General features: G+C 72.6%; 19 protein-coding genes. 1 reads left to right on the plus strand and 18 read right to left on the minus strand.

Going from position 1 to position 17,388, the window contains the following annotated elements; genetic code table 11:
- Positions 1 to 22: 22 nt before the first annotated feature.
- From dprA to proS, 16 genes are all read right to left on the minus strand, one after another.
- Positions 23 to 1,201 (minus strand): DNA-processing protein DprA, encoded by a 1,179-nt coding sequence (gene dprA, locus ACFY7H_RS25400; protein WP_388942002.1) that lies wholly within the window; start codon positions 1,199 to 1,201, stop codon positions 23 to 25.
- Positions 1,198 to 2,820, minus strand: a complete 1,623-nt coding sequence (locus ACFY7H_RS25405) for a YifB family Mg chelatase-like AAA ATPase (RefSeq protein ID WP_388942005.1) — start codon at positions 2,818 to 2,820, stop codon at positions 1,198 to 1,200. Before ACFY7H_RS25405 ends, dprA begins: the two co-directional genes overlap by 4 nt.
- A complete protein-coding gene (locus ACFY7H_RS25410; RefSeq protein WP_388942007.1) occupies positions 2,820 to 3,191 on the minus strand; it encodes a YraN family protein in 372 nt (123 codons plus the stop codon). The genes ACFY7H_RS25405 and ACFY7H_RS25410 overlap by 1 nt, the downstream gene beginning before the upstream one ends.
- Positions 3,192 to 3,307: 116 nt before the next feature.
- On the minus strand, positions 3,308 to 3,628 hold the full coding sequence (locus ACFY7H_RS25415; protein ID WP_388942009.1) for a DUF2469 domain-containing protein: 321 nt from the start codon (positions 3,626 to 3,628) through the stop codon (positions 3,308 to 3,310).
- Positions 3,629 to 3,683: 55 nt separating this feature from the next.
- A complete protein-coding gene (locus ACFY7H_RS25420; RefSeq protein ID WP_388942012.1) occupies positions 3,684 to 4,187 on the minus strand; it encodes an NUDIX hydrolase in 504 nt (167 codons plus the stop codon).
- The gene (gene lepB / locus ACFY7H_RS25425; RefSeq protein ID WP_388942014.1) at positions 4,177 to 4,935 is read right to left on the minus strand and encodes a signal peptidase I; all 759 of its coding nucleotides are present in this window, start codon (positions 4,933 to 4,935) and stop codon (positions 4,177 to 4,179) included. Before lepB (ACFY7H_RS25425) ends, ACFY7H_RS25420 begins: the two co-directional genes overlap by 11 nt.
- A gap of 43 nt (positions 4,936 to 4,978) precedes the next feature.
- The gene (lepB, locus tag ACFY7H_RS25430; RefSeq protein WP_388942017.1) at positions 4,979 to 5,887 is read right to left on the minus strand and encodes a signal peptidase I; all 909 of its coding nucleotides are present in this window, start codon (positions 5,885 to 5,887) and stop codon (positions 4,979 to 4,981) included.
- A gap of 105 nt (positions 5,888 to 5,992) precedes the next feature.
- Positions 5,993 to 6,814 carry a signal peptidase I gene (lepB, locus tag ACFY7H_RS25435; protein ID WP_388942020.1) on the minus strand — a complete coding sequence of 274 codons (822 nt, stop codon included), beginning with the start codon at positions 6,812 to 6,814 and terminating at the stop codon, positions 5,993 to 5,995.
- Positions 6,815 to 6,938: 124 nt separating this feature from the next.
- Positions 6,939 to 7,712 (minus strand): signal peptidase I, encoded by a 774-nt coding sequence (gene lepB / locus ACFY7H_RS25440; RefSeq protein ID WP_388942023.1) that lies wholly within the window; start codon positions 7,710 to 7,712, stop codon positions 6,939 to 6,941.
- A 44-nt stretch (positions 7,713 to 7,756) separates the two neighbouring features.
- Positions 7,757 to 8,107: a 50S ribosomal protein L19 gene (rplS, locus tag ACFY7H_RS25445; RefSeq protein WP_030227407.1), complete on the minus strand. Its 351-nt coding sequence runs from the start codon at positions 8,105 to 8,107 to the stop codon at positions 7,757 to 7,759.
- 133 nt (positions 8,108 to 8,240) lie between these two features.
- On the minus strand, positions 8,241 to 9,062 hold the full coding sequence (gene trmD, locus ACFY7H_RS25450) for a tRNA (guanosine(37)-N1)-methyltransferase TrmD (RefSeq protein WP_388942025.1): 822 nt from the start codon (positions 9,060 to 9,062) through the stop codon (positions 8,241 to 8,243).
- The gene (rimM, locus tag ACFY7H_RS25455; RefSeq protein WP_388942029.1) at positions 9,062 to 9,649 is read right to left on the minus strand and encodes a ribosome maturation factor RimM; all 588 of its coding nucleotides are present in this window, start codon (positions 9,647 to 9,649) and stop codon (positions 9,062 to 9,064) included. The genes trmD and rimM overlap by 1 nt, the downstream gene beginning before the upstream one ends.
- 78 nt (positions 9,650 to 9,727) lie before the next feature.
- A complete protein-coding gene (locus ACFY7H_RS25460) occupies positions 9,728 to 9,967 on the minus strand; it encodes an RNA-binding protein (protein WP_007266827.1) in 240 nt (79 codons plus the stop codon).
- A gap of 2 nt (positions 9,968 to 9,969) precedes the next feature.
- A complete protein-coding gene (gene rpsP, locus ACFY7H_RS25465) occupies positions 9,970 to 10,407 on the minus strand; it encodes a 30S ribosomal protein S16 (RefSeq protein ID WP_125817063.1) in 438 nt (145 codons plus the stop codon).
- A gap of 281 nt (positions 10,408 to 10,688) precedes the next feature.
- On the minus strand, positions 10,689 to 11,285 hold the full coding sequence (locus ACFY7H_RS25470; RefSeq protein ID WP_388942032.1) for a hypothetical protein: 597 nt from the start codon (positions 11,283 to 11,285) through the stop codon (positions 10,689 to 10,691).
- 203 nt (positions 11,286 to 11,488) lie between these two features.
- The gene (gene proS / locus ACFY7H_RS25475) at positions 11,489 to 12,901 is read right to left on the minus strand and encodes a proline--tRNA ligase (protein ID WP_388942034.1); all 1,413 of its coding nucleotides are present in this window, start codon (positions 12,899 to 12,901) and stop codon (positions 11,489 to 11,491) included.
- A 131-nt stretch (positions 12,902 to 13,032) separates the two neighbouring features.
- On the opposite strand from proS, the gene ACFY7H_RS25480 reads away from it, so the two are divergent.
- Entirely contained in the window at positions 13,033 to 13,710 is a 678-nt protein-coding gene (locus ACFY7H_RS25480) for a methyltransferase type 11 (RefSeq protein ID WP_388942037.1), read from the plus strand.
- A 38-nt stretch (positions 13,711 to 13,748) separates the two neighbouring features.
- On the opposite strand, the gene ftsH is transcribed toward ACFY7H_RS25480, so the two are convergent.
- Positions 13,749 to 15,671, minus strand: a complete 1,923-nt coding sequence (gene ftsH / locus ACFY7H_RS25485; protein ID WP_388942040.1) for an ATP-dependent zinc metalloprotease FtsH — start codon at positions 15,669 to 15,671, stop codon at positions 13,749 to 13,751.
- Positions 15,672 to 15,795: 124 nt separating this feature from the next.
- Complete coding sequence (ffh, locus tag ACFY7H_RS25490; protein ID WP_388942044.1) at positions 15,796 to 17,370, minus strand: signal recognition particle protein; 1,575 nt, start codon at positions 17,368 to 17,370, stop codon at positions 15,796 to 15,798.
- Positions 17,371 to 17,388 lie beyond the last annotated feature (18 nt).

Below are 17,388 nucleotides of genomic sequence, written 5' to 3' on the forward strand. Positions count from 1 at the left end.
TCTTTCACCGGAACGCACCAGGTCAACGACCGCCTCGCCGGTCGGCTCCGGAATGCACCCCCTCTCGCGACGTCCGCGGGGTCAACCGCCAGCCGTCGCCCTGCCGTTCGACGAACCCCAGAGAGTGAAGTTCGTACAGTCTGCCGATGACCTCATCCGTGCCCGTGGCCGCGGCGAGGGCGATCTCCTCCAGGCCCGCCGGGCGGCCCGCCGGGAGCGCTTCGAGGACCCGGGCGGCGCCGGGCTCCAGCAGGTCCCGGGCGAGGACCGGGCCTCGGCGTACGGGGGCCAGCTCGCCCATGGCTCCGACCAGTTCGACGATCTCGTCGGCGTCGGTGACGAGCACCGCCTCGCCGCGCAGCAGCTCGTGCACCCCGGCCGAGAGGCCGCTGGTGGCGGGTCCGGGGACGCCCATGGTGAGGCGGCCCAGCTCCTGTGCGCGGCGGGCGGTGACCAGGGAGCCGCTGCGGTGGGCGGCCTCCACGACCACGGTCCCCCGGGTGAGGGCCGCGATGACCCGGTTGCGCAGGACGAACCGGCTCGGAGTCGGATGGGTCCCGGGCGGCAGCTCGCCCAGCACCAGCCCCTGGCGGGTGATCCGGCCCAGGAGTCCGGCGTGGCCGCGCGGGTAGGCCACGTCCGCCCCGCAGGCCAGGACCGCCGCCGTGGCGCCGCCCGAGGCGAGGGCTCCCCGGTGGGCGGCGCCGTCGATCCCGTACGCCGCCCCGGAGACGACCACCCAGCCGCGCTCGGCGAGCCCGGCGGCCAGGGTCTGCGCCATGTGGGCGCCGTACGGGGTGCACGCCCGGGCCCCGACCACGGCGACCGACCGCAGGGCCCAGGTCCGCAGGTGGGGCCGGCCCCGCAGCCAGAGCCCGACGGGCCGGGCGTCGCCGAGGTCGTCCAGCTGGGTCGGCCACTCCGCCGAGCCGGGGCAGACGAACCGGCCACCCGCCCCGGCGGCGCTCTCCAGGTCCCGCAGGGGCTCCGCGGCGGCGGCCCGCCTGCGGTATCCGGCCAGCCGCTCGGGTCCCACCCCGGTCAGCGTCCCGGACTCCGGCTCGGGGCCGGTCAGGAGCCGTATCAGGCCGGCGGCCCCGAGCTCCCGGATCCAGCGCCCGCCGTGCTCGTCCCCCGGCTCCAGCACCCGGGTCAGCGCGGCCCGGGCCAGGTGCTCCGGGTCGTACCCGGCGGCGCTCACGACCCCGCCCCCATGGCCTGGGCCGCACCCCGGGCGATCCCGGTGCGCAGCTCCAGCGCGACGGCCGCGTCCAGGGCGTCGGGGCGGTCGCGGCCCCGCAGGTCGGCGACGGTCCAGGCGACCCGCAGCACCCGGTCCAGCCCCCGCGCGGTGAGCAGTCCGCGCTCCATGTCGCGCTCGGCCAGCGCCAGGGCCCCCGGCCCCGCGGGCCAGCGGGTGCGCAGCTCGTGCCCGGGCACCTCCGAGTTGAGCCGCCACGGGGTGTCGGCGAGCCGGGCGGCCGCCCGGTCCCGGGCCTCGCGGACGCGGTCGGCGACGGCGGCGGTGGCCTCGCCGCGACCGCCGCGGCCCAGCAGGTCGGCTCGGGTGACCGGCTCGACCTCGACCCGCAGGTCGACCCGGTCGAGCAGCGGCCCGGACAGCCGGGCCTGGTAGCGCCGGATCACCGAGGCGGGGCATTCGCAGCCGGACCCGTGCAGGGTGTGGCGGCCGCAGGGGCAGGGGTTCGCCGCGAGGACCATGAGGAAGCGGGCGGGAAGCCGTACCACTCCGGCGGCCCGGGCGATGACCACGTGCCCGGCTTCGAGGGGCTGCCGCAGGGCGTCCAGCACCTTCCCGCTGAACTCCGCGGCCTCGTCCAGGAAGAGCACCCCCTTGTGCGCCAGGGAGACCGCTCCGGGCCTGGGAATTCCGGCGCCGCCGCCGACCAGCGACTGCATGGTCGCGGAGTGGTGCGGGGCGCAGTACGGGGCCCTGCCGACGAGCGGTTCGCCGGGCGGCAGGATTCCCGCGACCGAGTGGACCGCCGTCACCTCCAGGGAGTCCCGTCGGGTGAGCGGCGGCAGGAGCCAGGGCAGCCGCTCGGCGAGCATCGTCTTGCCCGCGCCCGGGGGCCCGCTGAGGAAGAGGTGGTGGCCCCCGGAGGCCGCCACCTCCAGGGCCCGGCGGGCGCCGTGCTGCCCGGCGACGTCGGCGAGGTCGGGGAAGTCCGCGGCGTCACCCCGGCCCGAGAGGCCAGTCCCGAGCCCGGCGCCGGGCACGACCAGCCCGGCGAGCATCGGATCCGGGCGGCCGGTGTCCTGGGGCGGCTCCTCCTCGGGCACCTCCCCGCCGGTCAGCACCGCGATCAGCTGCCGCAGGCTGCGCACGCCCAGCACCGAGACGTCCGGGACGAGGGCGGCCTCGGCCGCGCACTGCTGCGGCACCACCACCTGCCGGTAGCCGGCCTCGGCGGCCGCGAGCACGGCGGGCAGGATCCCCCGGACGGGGCGCACCCGGCCGTCGAGGCCCAGTTCCCCGATGAGCACGAGGTCGGCGATCCTCACGGGGTCGACGACCTCGGCGGCGCCCAGGACGGCCGCGGCCACGGCCAGGTCGAAATGGGCGCCGGCCTTCGGCACGGACGCCGGGCTGAGTCCGACCGTGAGCTTCTTCTGCGGCCACGGGGCGCCGGAGTTCACCACCGCCGCCCGTACCCGGTCGCGGCTCTCCACCAGGGTCTTGTCGGGCAGCCCCACCAGGGTGAAGGCGGCCACCCCCGGCTCCAGATCGGCCTGTACCTCCACGAGTACGCCCTCGACGCCCACCAGGGCCACGGAGCAGGCCCGCGCGAACCCCATCAGGCCACCCCCCTGACGTGCTCCACCACGGGCGCCCCGCGCCTCGGCAGCAGGACTCCGACCAGGTCGATCCGCACCCCGCCCGGCGGCGGCCCCCCGTGGTCGGCGAGCCAGCGCCCGGCGAGCCGACGCAGCCGCTCGGCCTTGCCGGCCCGGACGGCGGCCATGGGGTGTTCGAAGCCGCCCGCGCGGCGCGTCTTGACCTCGCACACGACGAGGGCGTCCCCGTCGCGGGCGACGATGTCGATCTCCCCGGTCCGGCACCGCCAGTTCCTGGCGATCACCGTCATCCCGGACTCGGTCAGCCTCCGCGCGGCGAGCTCCTCGCCGTACCGCCCCAATGCCCGCTGTGCCACGCTCTTCGCGTCCATCCGGCACCACCTCCGGCACCGACGGTCCCGCGTCCCGGCCCACCGTGCGGATCTTGGTGGACAACCCGGGCGTTGTGGATATCCGGCTCACCCGCGAGGGTGAGCCGGCCCGTGGATCAGCCGGGGAGGTCGCCGCCCGGCAGTTCGAGGTCGTTCTTGTTGAGTTCTTCGATGTTCACGTCTTTGAAGGTCAGCACGCGGACCTGCTTGACGAAACGGGCCGGACGGTACATGTCCCAGACCCACGCGTCCGCCATGGAGACCTCGAAGAACACCTCGCCCTGGACCGAGTGCACCTGCATCTCGTAGTCGTTGGTCAGGTAGAAACGTCGCTCGGTCTCGATCACGTACTTGAACAGCCCGACGACGTCGCGGTACTCCCGATAGAGCTTCAGCTCCATCTCGGTCTCGTACTTCTCGAGGTCCTCGGCACTCATGGCATCTTCCCCTTCAGCCGTGCGTCCCCCTATTGTGCGCCAGCGTCGTACGCCCCTAAACGATTTCCGGGGCGAGGACCACCGGAGCGCCCGGAGGACCGTCGTCGAGCAGCGTCCGGAGCAGCTCGGCCAGTCTGGTCGGGTACACCGTCTCACGGGCCGCGAGGAGTTCCTCGGAGGTCCACCACCTGGCTCCCGTGACGCTGCGCCGCTCCAGCTCCGTGAGACCGCCCGTCTCGGTGGCGGTCTGGGCGGTGCGCGCCAGGAAGTACCACTCGTCCTGCTCCCAGCGCCTCCCGTCGAAGGGAAAGGCGCAGTACCGGTGCCACAGCACCGGCCCCAGTTCCACCTCTGTGATCCCGGTCTCCTCGGCGAGTTCGCGCAGCGCGGCCTGCTCGCGGGTCTCGGTGCCCTCCAGACCGCCCCCCGGGGTGAACCACCAGTCGTCGGCGGGGTCGTCCGGTTCGAAGCCGTGCAGCAGCAGGATCCGGTCCTCGGGGTCGAGCAGGATCACCCGGGAGACCTTCCGCGGGGGCGTCCCGGACGGCTCAGCGGCCATGGGAGCCCGCCCGCCCGCGCCCGCGCCCCATGAGCCGCGCGAGCGGCCCGTAGGCGGCGCCCAGCAGCACCAGCGCCGCGCCGGCCAGCACCGCGGTCACCTGGAGCCGCAGCGGCCCGGGAGCGGAGATCCCGCCGGGCAGGGCGGCGAAGATCCGCGGCCGCTCCAGCATCGTCATGGACGGCCACGCCACGGCGTCGACCCGGGCCTGGACCGCCGAGCGGGGCACCGTCCCCTGGCCGGCCTCCTGGAGGTGCGCCCGGGAGTCCAGGGACCCGCCGCGCCGGTCACCCATCAGGAAGAGGTTGCCCTCGGGCACCTTCACCTCGAACGAGGTGCTCCCCGCGGCCGCCGCCCCGTCGCCCTCACGGTCCACGTAGGGCTCGTCCAGCGGCGCGCCGTTCACGGTCACCCGGCCGCCCTGGCCGCAGCAGGCGACGGTGTCGCCGCCGACGGCCACGACCCGCTTGACCATGGGGGAACTGCTCCACACGGTGTCAGTGAAGACGACGACGTCGCCGCGCCGCACCTCGGCGCCGTCGATCCGCTGGGCCAGCACCCGGTCGCCCGGCCGTACGGTCGGCACCATCGAGTCCGTCGGCACCGTGTACGGCTGGTACACCAGCGCCCCCCAGCCGAAGCCGCCGAGGAAGAGCACGAAGCCGATGGCCACGGCGATCCCCGACAACGTGTTGCCGAGGCCTCCGTGGCCATCCCTGCGCGTGCGTGTTGCCTGCGTTCCGCCCATTGCGGCGCCCCCATGCTCGGAGATCGTCGACCTGGGCGGCACCCTACCGGGCGGTACGCCCCTTGGTCAGCCTCCGCCGGCGCCACAGGACGACGGGGACGGCCCCCGCGAGCCCCAGGGCGGCCGGCGCGATCCCGGCCGGGCCCACCCCGCTCGCCTGCGGCGAGTGCAGCGGCGCCGGGGGCTGCTTGCCGATGCCCGGCTGGTCGAAGGTGTCCGGGACGGGGAGCGTGGACCAGCGGGTGACCGGCCACGCCACGACCACGGCCCGGCCGACGACCTCCTTGACCGGGACGAAGCCCTGGGTGGAGTCCTGCTGGTGGTAGCGGGAGTCCTGGGAGTTCTGGCGGTGGTCGCCCATCACCCAGATCTTGCCCTTGGGCACCGTGATCGGGCCGAACGGGAAGTCGTCGCAGGCGGAGTTGCCGGGGAAGATGTACGGCTCGTCGAGCGCCTTGCCGTTGACGACGACCGGTCCGCCCTTCTTGCACTCCACCGTGTCCCCGCCGATGGCGATGGTCCGCTTGATCAAGTCCTTCTCGTCGGCGGACGGCATCAGACCGATCTTGCTGAGGATCTGCTGCGCGATGTTGGGCTCCGGGGTGGGCTCCCCGGCCAGCCAGTTCGCGGGGTCGTGGAAGACCACGACCTCGCCGCGCTCGGGCTCCGAGCCGAACCACGGGGTCAGCTTGTCCACCAGCACCCGGTCACCGCGCTGCAGGGTGTTCTGCATCGAGTCGGACGGGATCGAGAACGCCTGCACCAGGAAGGTCTTGATCAGCAGGGCCAGCAGCAGGGCGATACCGATGAGGAGCGGGAGCTCCTTCCAGAAGGAACGCTGCGGCCTGCCGGCCTCGGCGTCCTCCTCCCCGGTCTCGTGCCCGACGGCGTCGTCCGGCCGCTCCTCACCCTCATCGCGTCCGGATCGTGCGCCTACCGCCACATCCCCCACATCCACTCCTCACTCGGAAAACCGCCGCCCGCACCGGGATCAGACGCGGGCCCTCCCCTCCCTAACGATCGGGAGTTCCCTAAGGCGCGGGAGACCAAGGCCACACTATGCGAACGGCGCGCCCCGGCGGCGCCGACCGGGCCCGCGCCGCCGGCCGCCGCGTACGGGATCCGGCACCGACAGGAAGGTCGCCGGCTGGTCGAGTCCGCGCCAGTGACCGAACGGCCAGGCGATCACGACCGCCTGCCCGACCACGCCCTTCTCGTCGATGGTGCCCTCGAAGGCCTCGTCGAGGTGGTAGCGGGAATCGGCCGAATTCGCGCGGTGGTCGCCCATCACGAAGAGCCGCCCGGCCGGTACGCGCACCTCGAACCGGATCTCGGAAGGAGCGTTGCCGGGTGACACGTAAGGCTCATCGAGCGGCGCTCCGTTGACGGTCACCCGGCCCCGGCCGTCGCAGCACTTGACGGTGTCCCCGCCGACACCGATGACCCGCTTGATCAGGTCCTGCTCGTCCGCCGAGGGCAGCAGCCCGATGAAGGTGAGGACCTGCTTGACCTGCCTGACGCCCGCCGGGTCCGGAGCGGGCCTCGCGGCCTCGCCCTTGAGCCAGCCGCCCGGGTCCCTGAACACGACGACGTCGCCCCGCCGGATCTCCGACCCGAACCAGGGGGTGAGCTTGTCCACCAGCACCCGGTCGCCGATCCGGATCGTCTGCTCCATCGAGCCGGACGGGATGAAGAACGCCTGCACCAGGAACGTCTTGAGCACGAGGGCTATGCACAGCGCGACCGCCACCAGCAGCGGCAGCTCGCCCACCCGGCGCGTACGCCTGCGCCGGCGCACCCTGCGCGCCAGCCGGCGCCGCTCGGCCCGTCCGCCGGGCTCCGCGCCGTCGTCGGCGCCGGGCGCCGGCGCGGGCGGCACGGAAGCCCCCGACGCCTCCCGCGCGGGCGGCATCGCCTGCCTCGGCCGGGACCTGCGCCGCGGCCGCTCCGGCTCGGGTTCCCGCTCCGGCTCGGGCCGGCGTCCGCCCCTCGGGCGGCCCCGGCTACCCATGCGGGCCGTCCCCGGTCCGCGCCCCCGGCACCGGGCCCCAGCGCGACACGGGCCAGCCGATCCAGTCGGCCCGCCCGATCACCTTCTCGACCGGGACCATCCCGCCACCGGGCTCGCCCAGGTGGTCCCGGGAGTCCCGGGACTGGGAGCGGTGGTCGCCCATGACCCACAGGGTCCCCACGGGGACGGCTATCCGGAAGGGCACCTTCGAGGCGGAGTCCCCGGGGTACAGGTACGGCTCTTCGACCGGGGCCCCGTTGACCTGGATCCGGCCCCCCTGGTCGCAGCACACCACGTCGTCCCCGCCGACGCCCACGACCCGCTTCACGAAATGGGTGTCCGAGGGCTCCGCGAGCCCGAGCGCCGAGAACGCCCCGCGCACGGCGTCACCGACCGGGTTCCCGCCCGCGGGTTCGCGTACGAAGGACCCGGCACCGTCGAAGACCACCACGTCCCCCCGCTGCGGCACGGCGCCGAAACGGTACGCCAGCTTGTTGACCAGGACCCGGTCGCCCACCTCCAGGGTCGGCTCCATGGAACGGCTCGGGATCTGGAAGGGCTGGACGACGAAGTTGGCGAGGAGCAGCAGGAAGACGGCGCACACCGCGCCGAGCAGTCCGGCCCGCCGCCAGGAACGCGAACCGGCACCGGCACCGGCACCAGACCCGGACCCGGACCCGGACCCGGAAAAAGCAGAACGCGGCCGCCCCTCCCCCTGCTCGGGGGAGGAGTGGCCGCGTGGTGTGAGCTCTGCTTCGGTGTCCATCGGGTGCGAGCCTATCCGCCCGCCCCCGGGACCCGGAGGGGAGATCAGCGGTCGCGCTTCTCCTTGATCTTCGCGGCCTTGCCGCGGAGCTCACGGAGGAAGTACAGCTTGGCGCGACGCACGTCACCGCGGGTGACGAGCTCGATCTTCTCGAAGATCGGGGAGTGGACCGGGAAGGTGCGCTCCACGCCGACGCTGAAGGAGACCTTGCGGACGGTGAAGGTCTCGGAGACGCCAGAGCCCTGGCGACGGATGACAACGCCCTTGAACTGCTGGATACGGGAGCGGTTGCCCTCGATCACGCGGACGTGCACGTTGATGGTGTCACCGGGGCGGAAGGCCGGGACGTCCGTGCGCAGGGAGGCGGCGTTGACGCCATCGAGCAGGTGAGACATGTTGTTCGTCTGCTTTCTTCGCACGACGCCACAGGTCGCCGGTGCGGGTTTCCGGAGAGAATTCGGGAGCCGTGGCACTCCCCGTACGACGATCCCCCTGTGGCAGGAGCGTACGGAAGCACACAGCAGCCGCCTATTCTTCCACGGCCTCCGGCCTGCGCCAAAATCGGCCGTCCCCGGACGGCTTCCAGCCCAGGATGCTGAGGAGCTCGCGGTCCTTCTTGTCGAAGGCGGAGGCCTCGCAGCGCTCGATCAGGTCGGGGCGGTTCCGCGCGGTGCGGCGGAAGGCCTCGTCGCGGCGCCAGCGGGCGATCTTCCCGTGGTGGCCGCTGAGCAGCACCTCGGGGATGCCCCGGCCCCGCCACTGCGGCGGCTTGGTGTAGACGGGTCCCTCAAGGAGGTTGGCCATCTCGCCGGGGGCGAAGGAGTCGTCCCGGTGCGATTCGGCGTTGCCGAGCACGCCGGGCAGCAGCCGGGCCACGGCCTCGGTGACGACCAGTACGGCCGCCTCCCCGCCCGCCAGGACGTAGTCGCCGATGGAGACCTCGTAGACCGGCATGCGCGTCGCGTACTCGTCCATGACGCGGCGGTCGATGCCCTCGTACCGGGCCGGCGTGAAGATCAGCCAGGGGCGCTCGGAGAGCTCGACGGCCAGTTCCTGGGTGAAGGGCCGGCCGCTGGGCGTGGGCACCACCATGACCGGGCCGTGCGCGCCGGACTCGTAGCCGTCGGCGAGGACCGAGTCGAGGGCCTCTCCCCAGGGGTCGGTCTTCATGACCATGCCCGGACCGCCGCCGTACGGGGTGTCGTCGACGGTGTTGTGCCGGTCGTACGTCCACTCCCGCAGGTCGTGCACGTGTACGTCGAGCTGCCCACGGGCCCTCGCCTTGCCGACGAGGGAGACGTTCAGCGGCTCCAGGTACTCGGGGAAGATCGTGACGACGTCGAGCCGCATCAGTCGTCGTCCCCGGACTTCTCGGCGCCCTCGGTGTCCGCTGCCGCGGCCTCGTCACGCGCCGACGCGACCTCGGCGCGGTCGTCGATCAGCCCGGGCGGCGGGGTGATGACGCAGCGCTGCTCCTCCAGGTCGATCTCGGCGACGATCTCCCCGACGAAGGGGATCATGACCTCGCTGCCGTCCGGGCGCTCGACGATGAAGAGGTCCTGCGAGGGCAGGTGCGAGATCTCGGTGATCCGGCCGATCTCGGTGCCGTCCTCGAGTACGACGTCCAGGTCCATGAGCTGGTGGTCGTAGTACTCGTCCTCCTCCTCGGGCAGTTCCGCCGGGTCGACGTCGGCGATCAGGAGGGTGTTGCGCAGCGCCTCGGCGCCGGTGCGGTCCTTGACGCCCGCGAAGCGGAGCAGGAGCCGGCCGCTGTGCACCCGGCCCGTCTCGATGGTCAGCGGACCCGCCGACGCCGGTTCGGTCCGCAGCACGGCGCCGGGCGAGAGCCGCAGCTCCGGCTCGTCGGTCCGCACCTCGACGGTGACCTCACCCTTGATCCCGTGGGCGCGGCCAACCCGCGCGACTACCAGCTCCACCTTTAACTCCTGTTCGGAACGACAACGGGCCGGGGCGGGCACGTATGCCCTCCCCGGCCCGTGCCGGTGTTCAACTGCTCAGCGGACCTGGTCCACGTCGACGAGGTCGACGCGGATCCCCCGGCCGCCGATGGCGCCCACGACGGTACGCAGAGCACGTGCGGTGCGGCCGTTGCGACCGATCACCTTGCCGAGGTCGTCGGGGTGCACCCGGACCTCGAGCACCTGTCCGCGGCGCAGGTTGCGCGAGGCGACCTGCACGTCGTCGGGGTTGTCCACAATGCCCTTTACGAGGTGCTCAAGAGCCTCCTCGAGCATGCTCAGGCCTCGGTCGACTCGGCGGCGGCCTCAGCCTCGTCCGCCTTCTTGTCGGCCTTCTTCTTCTGCGTGATGGCCTCGCCCTTGCCCTCGCCGATGCCCTCGAGGGCCTTGGCGAACTCGTCGAAGGAACGACGCTTGTCTTCCTTCGTCGCCGGCTGCAGCAGCGGCGCCGGGGCCGGGAGGCCCTTGTGCGCCTGCCAGTCACCGGTGAGCTTCAGGATGGCGAGGACGGCCTCGGTGGGCTGGGCGCCCACGGACAGCCAGTACTGCGCGCGCTCGGCGTTGACCTCGATGCGCGAGGGGTTGTAGGTCGGCTGGTAGATGCCGATCTCCTCGATCGCGCGACCGTCCCGGCGGGTGCGGGCGTCGGCGACGACGATGCGGTAGTGCGGGGAGCGGATCTTACCGAGGCGCTTGAGCTTGATCTTGACTGCCACTGGAGTGGTGTCTCCTGAACTTGACGTGGTTGGGCACTTGAGATGCCACGTGGGGTTGCGGTACTCGGGTGCCCGATGGACGCGTCAGCCGGAGGAGAGAGGGGTCCTATGCGACTGTCGAGTACAGCTGCCCATTGTGCCACATGCCCGCGTCCCGCCCGACAGGCGGGATGCGCCGCCCCGCCCCGGCGGGACGGTCCGGTCGCCGGGTCCGTACGGCCGCCCCGCGGCCGCCCCCGGCCCGGTCCGGGCACGTCACCGCCCCGCCGGGGGGCGTCGCGTCAGGAGGCGGCCGCGATGGCGGCCTCGGGGATCCGGAAGGGCTTCATGCAGCCGCCGCACACGATCGGCGCCTGAGCCAGCACGGAGGGGACCACCCGGACGTTGCGGCCGCAGTCGCAGACCGCCTTGACCCGGACGCCGCCGCCCGAGGAGCCGTGCCGGGCGGCCGGACCCCGGAAGCTGCGCTTGGTGTCGGCCGAGGTGGCCGCCGTATGCGCCTTCAGGGCGCGCTGGAGCCGCTCGATGGTGGGACGGTAGCGCCTCTTGGCCTCGGGATTGAGGGTGACCAGGGAGAACCCGCTGCTGGCGTGCGGCTCCTCGGAATGGTCCAGCCCCATCTCCTCGGCGATCGCGAGGAATCTGCGGTTGTGGTAGCGGCCGGCGCGCGAGGTGTCGCGCACTCCGCGGGCGGCCGCGATGCCGTGGACTGCCTCGTGCAGCAGTCGCTCGAAGGAGAGCTCGGCGCCGCAGGCGGACGAGGACTCTCCGATCAGGGACTCGGGCGCGGCAAGGTCAGGCAGCTCGGGGTGGTACCGCTGAATGTCGGCCCACGCCTGCGCCAGCTCTGCGGCGAGAACAGGTGGTGTCGTGCTCACGTCGTGACAACGAGCTGGGGTGCCCCGGTGTTCCGATTCCGGGCCATTCCAAATTTTTTGCACGTACCAGTCAGTTCAGTCTGATGCGTCCTAGCGAGGACGGGTGCGCATATCCCCGGATGAGTCGGTACGTAACGAGGGGTATCGACGCCGACGCCCCCGGAGTGCGGGCCGGTGCCGCACGCCAGGGGCGTCAGGGGAAATCAGTAGGAACGCGCGACGATCGCGAGCGTACCGGGGGCGTCGTCGGCCACCGGGACCGACCCGTCCTCGGCGATCAGGCAGCGGACCGAGACGGCCTGCTCGCCCAGCTTGGCCTCGCCCTCGGGGCCGAGGTCGGCCCACGGGATGCGCGCCCAGCCGCCCGCGATCGCGGCCTCGGCGGCCTCCTCGATCGTGGTCACGTCGCTGGTACGGGACTCCCGGCGCTCGCGGGACTCGCGCAGCAGCTGCGCCTGGTCCTCGTCGAGCACCTTGGGCAGCAGGTCGGCGAGGGCGTCGATCTGCACCGGGCTCTTCCCGCCCGGGATCCGGCGGGCCAGCATCGCGGTGCCGGCCTCCAGGTCGCGGGGGCCGATCTCGATGCGCACCGGTACGCCCTTGAGCTCCCAGTCGACCGCGCGGCGGCCGAAGGGGGTGTCGACGCGGTCGTCGACGTGGACGCGGATGCCCGCGGCCTTGAGCTGGGCACCCAGCTCGCGGACCTTCGCCACGGCCTCGTCGCCCTTGATCGCCATGACGACGACCTGGACGTGCGCCAGGCGCGGCGGCACCCGCAGGCCGTTGTCGTCGCCGTGGGACATGATCAGACCGCCGACCATGCGGGTCGAGACGCCCCACGAGGTCTGCCAGACCAGCTCCTGCCGGCCCTCCTTCGAGAGGTACTGGGTGTTGAAGGCCTTGGCGAAGTTGGTGCCGAGCTCGTGGCTCGTACCCATCTGGAGGGCCTTGCCGTCACCCATCATGCCCTCGAGGGTGAGGGTGTTGATGGCGCCGGCGAAGCGCTCCTTGGCGGTCTTGCGGCCGAGCACGACGTCGATGCCGAGCACGTTCGTCATGAAGTCGCCGTAGACGTCGCGGTGGATGCGGGCGGCGTAGTCGCGGGCGTCCTCGTACGTGGCGTGGGCGGTGTGGCCCTCCTGCCAGAGGAACTCGCTCGTACGGAGGAACACGCGGGGGCGCATCTCCCAGCGCACCACGTTGGCCCACTGGTTGATCAGCAGGGGCAGGTCCCGGTAGCTCTGGACCCACTTGGAGAAGTAATCGTTGATGATCGTCTCGGAGGTGGGCCGGACGACGACCGGCTCTTCCAGCTCCTTGCCGCCGCCGTGGGTGACGACCGCGAGCTCGGGGGCGAAGCCCTCGACGTGCTCGGCCTCCCTCGTCAGGTACGACTGCGGGATGAACAGCGGGAAGTACGCGTTCTGGGCGCCGGCGTCCTTGATACGGGCGTCCATCTCCTGCTGCATCCGCTCCCACAGGCCGTAGCCGTACGGACGGATGACCATGGTGCCGCGGACCGGACCGTTGTCGGCCAGCTCGGCCTTGTTGATCAGATCCTGGTACCAGCGGGGGAAATCCTCCGCCTGCGGGGTGAGAACGGGTGCCTTTGCCATGGCGCGAATGGTACGGCGCCGGGCGGGTCGAGCGTGAATCGGGTGGCGCGCTCCTCTGGACGCGGGGGCGAATGGGGAGTTCCCTGGCAACGGGGGCATGGGGGCGACACGGAATCAGGAGCGCTCTTTCGATGACACCGACGCCGACGGCGACGCTCGCCGCCCGGGACTGGGCGGAGATCCAGGAACGGATGCTGGTACCGCTGTACGAGGCGGTCTACGACCGGCTGGAGATCGGGCCGGGTGACCGGCTGCTGGGCCTCGACTGCGGGGCCGGGTTGGCCCTGCTGCTGGCCGGCGGGCGGGGTGCCGCCGCCACCGGCGTGGAGGCGGATCCGGCCCGCCGGGCGCTGGCCCGCGAGCGGCTGCTGGAGGTGGTGCCGGTTCCCCCGGTGCCCCCCGCGCGGCCCTACGACGTCCTGCTGGCCTTCGCGCCCTCCCCGGGTGCCCTGGCCGCGGCCCTGCCGGCGGTCCGGCGGGGCGGCGCGGTGGTGCTGGCCGGCTGGGGCCCGCCGGAGCGGTGCACGGTGCCGGCGGTGCTGGGCGGCGGCCCGGCGGCCCTGGACCTGGACGCGCTGGCGGCGCGGGCGGGGCTGGTCCCCGACGGGTCGGGGCGGGTGTTCTGCCCGTTCGGGTACGCGGACGTGGACAGCGCGGTACGGGGCCTGCTGTCGACCGGGCTGTACGGCGCGGCGGATCCCGGCCAGGCGGAGAAGGAGCTGTCGGAGGCCCTTCACCCGTACGAGCGGGCCGACGGCGCCGTCTGGCTGCCGAACATCTTCCGCTACGTCGTCGCCCGCGTGGCCTGACCGGGGGCGCCGCCCGCCTCTCGGGGCGGGGGCGCCGCCTACTTCGCGAGGCGGGGGATGCCGGCCGCCGCGTACGCCGCCTGCTCGTCCAGGGTCTCGGCCGCCAGGAGGGCCTCGGCCAGGGCGTCGAGCTTCGGCCGGTGCTCGCGCAGCAGGCGACAGGCCTCCTCGTAGCACTCGTCCACGATCCGCCGCATCTCGTGGTCGACGGTGTCGAGGGTGGTGGGGGCGGCGGACAGGCCGTACGGCCCCTGTCCGTCGGACGGGATGGCGGTCAGCTTGCCGACGCGATCGCTCATGCCCCAGCGGCCGACCATCCCCCGGACGATGTTGGTGACCTGTTCGAGGTCGTTCTCCGCGCCGGTGGTGACCACGTGGTAGACGGTCTCCTCGGCCGCCATGCCGCCGAGCGCGCCGATGATGCGGCCCCGGAGGTACTGCTCCGTGTACGCGTACCGGTCCGCGTCCGGGGTGGAGAGGGTGACGCCGAGGGCCCGGCCCCGGGGCACGATGGTGATCTTGCGTACGGGGTCGGCGCCCGGCTGGAGCATGCCCAGCAGGGCGTGGCCGCTCTCGTGGTAGGCGGTGCGGCGCCGCTCCTCCAGCGGCATCACCAGGGGCCGTTCCGCGCCCAGCTGGACCTTTTCCAGGGCGTCGGAGAAGTCCGCCTGGCCGACTTCCCGCTGCTTGCGCTTGACGGCCAGCAGCGCGGCCTCGTTGGCCAGGTTGGCGAGCTCGGCCCCGGTCATCCCGGGGGTGGTCCGGGCCACCTGGGCGAGGTCGACCCCGGGGGCGAGCGGGATGTCGCGGGTGTGGATGCGCAGGATGGCCTCGCGGCCGCCGCGGTCGGGCGGGGAGACCACGACCGTGCGGTCGAAGCGGCCGGGCCGGGTCAGGGCCGGGTCGAGGACGTCCGCCCGGTTGGTGGCGGCGAGGACGACGACGCCCTCGGAGCCGGAGAAGCCGTCCATCTCGGTGAGGATCTGGTTGAGGGTCTGCTCGCGCTCGTCGTGGCCGCCCATGGCCGCGCCGCCGCCGCGCACCCGGCCGATGGTGTCGATCTCGTCGATGAAGACGATGGCGGGGGCCACCTTGCGCGCCTCGGCGAAGAGCTCCCTGACCCTGGAGGCGCCGACCCCGACGATCATCTCGATGAACTCGGACGCGGACGCGGAGAAGAACGGCACCCCGGCCTCGCCCGCGACCGCCCGCGCGAGCAGGGTCTTGCCGGTGCCGGGCGCACCGGCGAGGAGGACGCCGCCGGGCATCCGGGCGCCCATGTCGCGGTAGCGCTGCGGGTTTTTGAGGAAGTCGACGACGTCGTTGAGCTCGCCCTCCACCTCGTCGATGCCGGCGACGTCGTCGAAGGTGGTGCGCGGGGCGCCGGCCTGCAGTTCCACGGGCTTGGGCGGACCCTTGCGGCCCAGCCCGCCCATCCCGCCCATCGCCGATCCCATCCGGCGGGCGATGAACAGCCACAGGCCGACCAGGAGCAGCATCGGGGCGAGCGAGATGAGCAGGTTGGCCAGGAAGCTGCGCTGTACGACCACCGGGGAGGCGGTGACCGTGACGCCCTTGGCCGTGAGGCTGGACCACAGCTGGTCGTCGGCGAAGGCGGGCCGCTGGGTGACGAACTTGGTGTAGTCGCCCTTTCCGCCGGGAACGGGCCGCTCGCTCTTGAGCTGTCCCTGGATGGCGTCGCCCTTGGAGTAGATCTTCGAGACGTTGCCGTCGCCGACCTGCTTGCTGAACTCCGTGTACGAGATCGTCGGCTCGTCGCCCTCGTTGTAGAAGGACAGCACGAGGTTGGTCAGCAGGAAGACGATCAGGGCGGCGAGCACCAGTCCGCGCCAGCCGCCGCCGGGCATCTTCCGCTTGGCGGGCGGGGCGGGCGGGGCGCCCTCCGAGCGCCAGGGGGTGTCGGCCCGGTCGCGTGGCGGTACGGGGGTGGGGCTGGGCACGTGGGCCTCCTTATGCCGTCCTCCCGGCCGACCATAAGCGACAAAGCGCCCCACTGCGCGCGCAGACGGGGAGGGCCCCGGTCGCCTGGCGCCCGGGGCCCTTCGATGTCCGCTTGCGCGTCCCTTACTTCATGAACTTCTTGAACTCGTCCGGCAGGTCGAAGTCCTGACCCGGCTGCCCGCCGCCGGCGGGGAGCCCGAACGGGCTGCCGCCCGCGGCCGGAGCGCCGGGCTGCGGGCCCTGCTCGCGGCGGGCCGCGGCGGCGGCCTCCTCTTCCTTGCGCTTCATCGGGTTGCCGCTCTTGCGCTTGCCCTTGGCCTGCTTGACCTGCTTCTTCTGCCGGCCGGGGCCGCCGCCCATGCCCGGGATGCCGGGCATGCCGGGCATCCCGCCGCCCTGGGCCATGCGGGACATCATCTTGCGGGCCTCGAAGAAGCGCTCCACGAGCGACTTCACGGCGCTGACCTCGACACCGGAGCCCTTGGCGATACGGGCGCGGCGCGAGCCGTTGATGATGTGCGGGTCCTGGCGCTCGGCCGGGGTCATCGACTTGATGATCGCGGCGGTGCGGTCGACGTCCCGCTCGTCGATGTTGTTGATCTGGTCCTTGATCTGGCCCATGCCCGGCAGCATGCCGAGGAGCTTGGAGATGGAGCCCATCTTGCGGACCTGCTCCATCTGGGCCAGGAAGTCGTCGAGCGTGAACTCCTTCGGCCCCTTCGCCAGCTTGGCCGCCATCTTCTCGGCCTCGGCCTGGCTGAAGGTCTTCTCGGCCTGCTCGATGAGGGTGAGCATGTCACCCATGTCGAGGATCCGGCCCGCCATGCGGTCGGGGTGGAAGGCGTCGAAGTCGTCGAGCTTCTCGCCGTTCGAGGCGAACATGATCTGCTTGCCGGTGACGTGCGCGATGGAGAGCGCCGCACCGCCGCGGGCGTCGCCGTCGAGCTTGGACAGCACCACGCCGTCGAAGCCGACGCCGTCGCGGAAGGCCTCGGCGGTGTTGACCGCGTCCTGGCCGATCATGGCGTCGACGACGAAGAGGATCTCATTCGGCGAAACCGCGTCACGGATGTCCGCGGCCTGCTGCATCAGCTCCTGGTCGATGCCGAGGCGGCCGGCGGTGTCGACGATGACGATGTCGTGCTGCTTGGCACGGGCGTACTCGACGGAGTCCTTGGCCACCTGGACCGGGTCGCCGACGCCGTTGCCGGGCTGGGGGCCGTAGAAGCCGACGCCGGCGCGCTCGGCGACGATGCCGAGCTGGTTGACGGCGTTGGGGCGCTGGAGGTCGCAGGCGACGAGGAGCGGGGCGTGGCCCTGCCCCTTCAGCCAGAAGCCGAGCTTTCCGGCGAGGGTGGTCTTACCGGCACCCTGGAGACCGGCCAGCATGATCACGGTGGGCGCGGTCTTGGCGAAGCGCAGCCGGCGAGTCTCACCGCCGAGGATCGTGACGAGTTCGTCGTTCACGATCTTGAGCACCTGCTGGCCGGGATTCAGCGCCTTGCTGACCTCCTCGCCGCGTGCCCGCTCCTTGACGTTCGCGATGAACGAGCGGACGACGGGGAGGGCGACGTCGGCCTCAAGGAGAGCGATACGGATTTCCCGCGCCGCCGCGTCGATGTCCTGCTCGCTGAGGCGCCCCTTGCCACGGAGGCCCTTGAAAGTATTCGCCAGGCGGTCGGAGAGAGTATCGAACACGGCGCTCGTTGGTCCTTG

Origin of the sequence: Streptomyces sp. NPDC012794 (genome assembly GCF_042901085.1) — a bacterium.
In the GTDB taxonomy this organism is placed as follows: Bacteria; Actinomycetota; Actinomycetes; order Streptomycetales; family Streptomycetaceae; genus Streptomyces.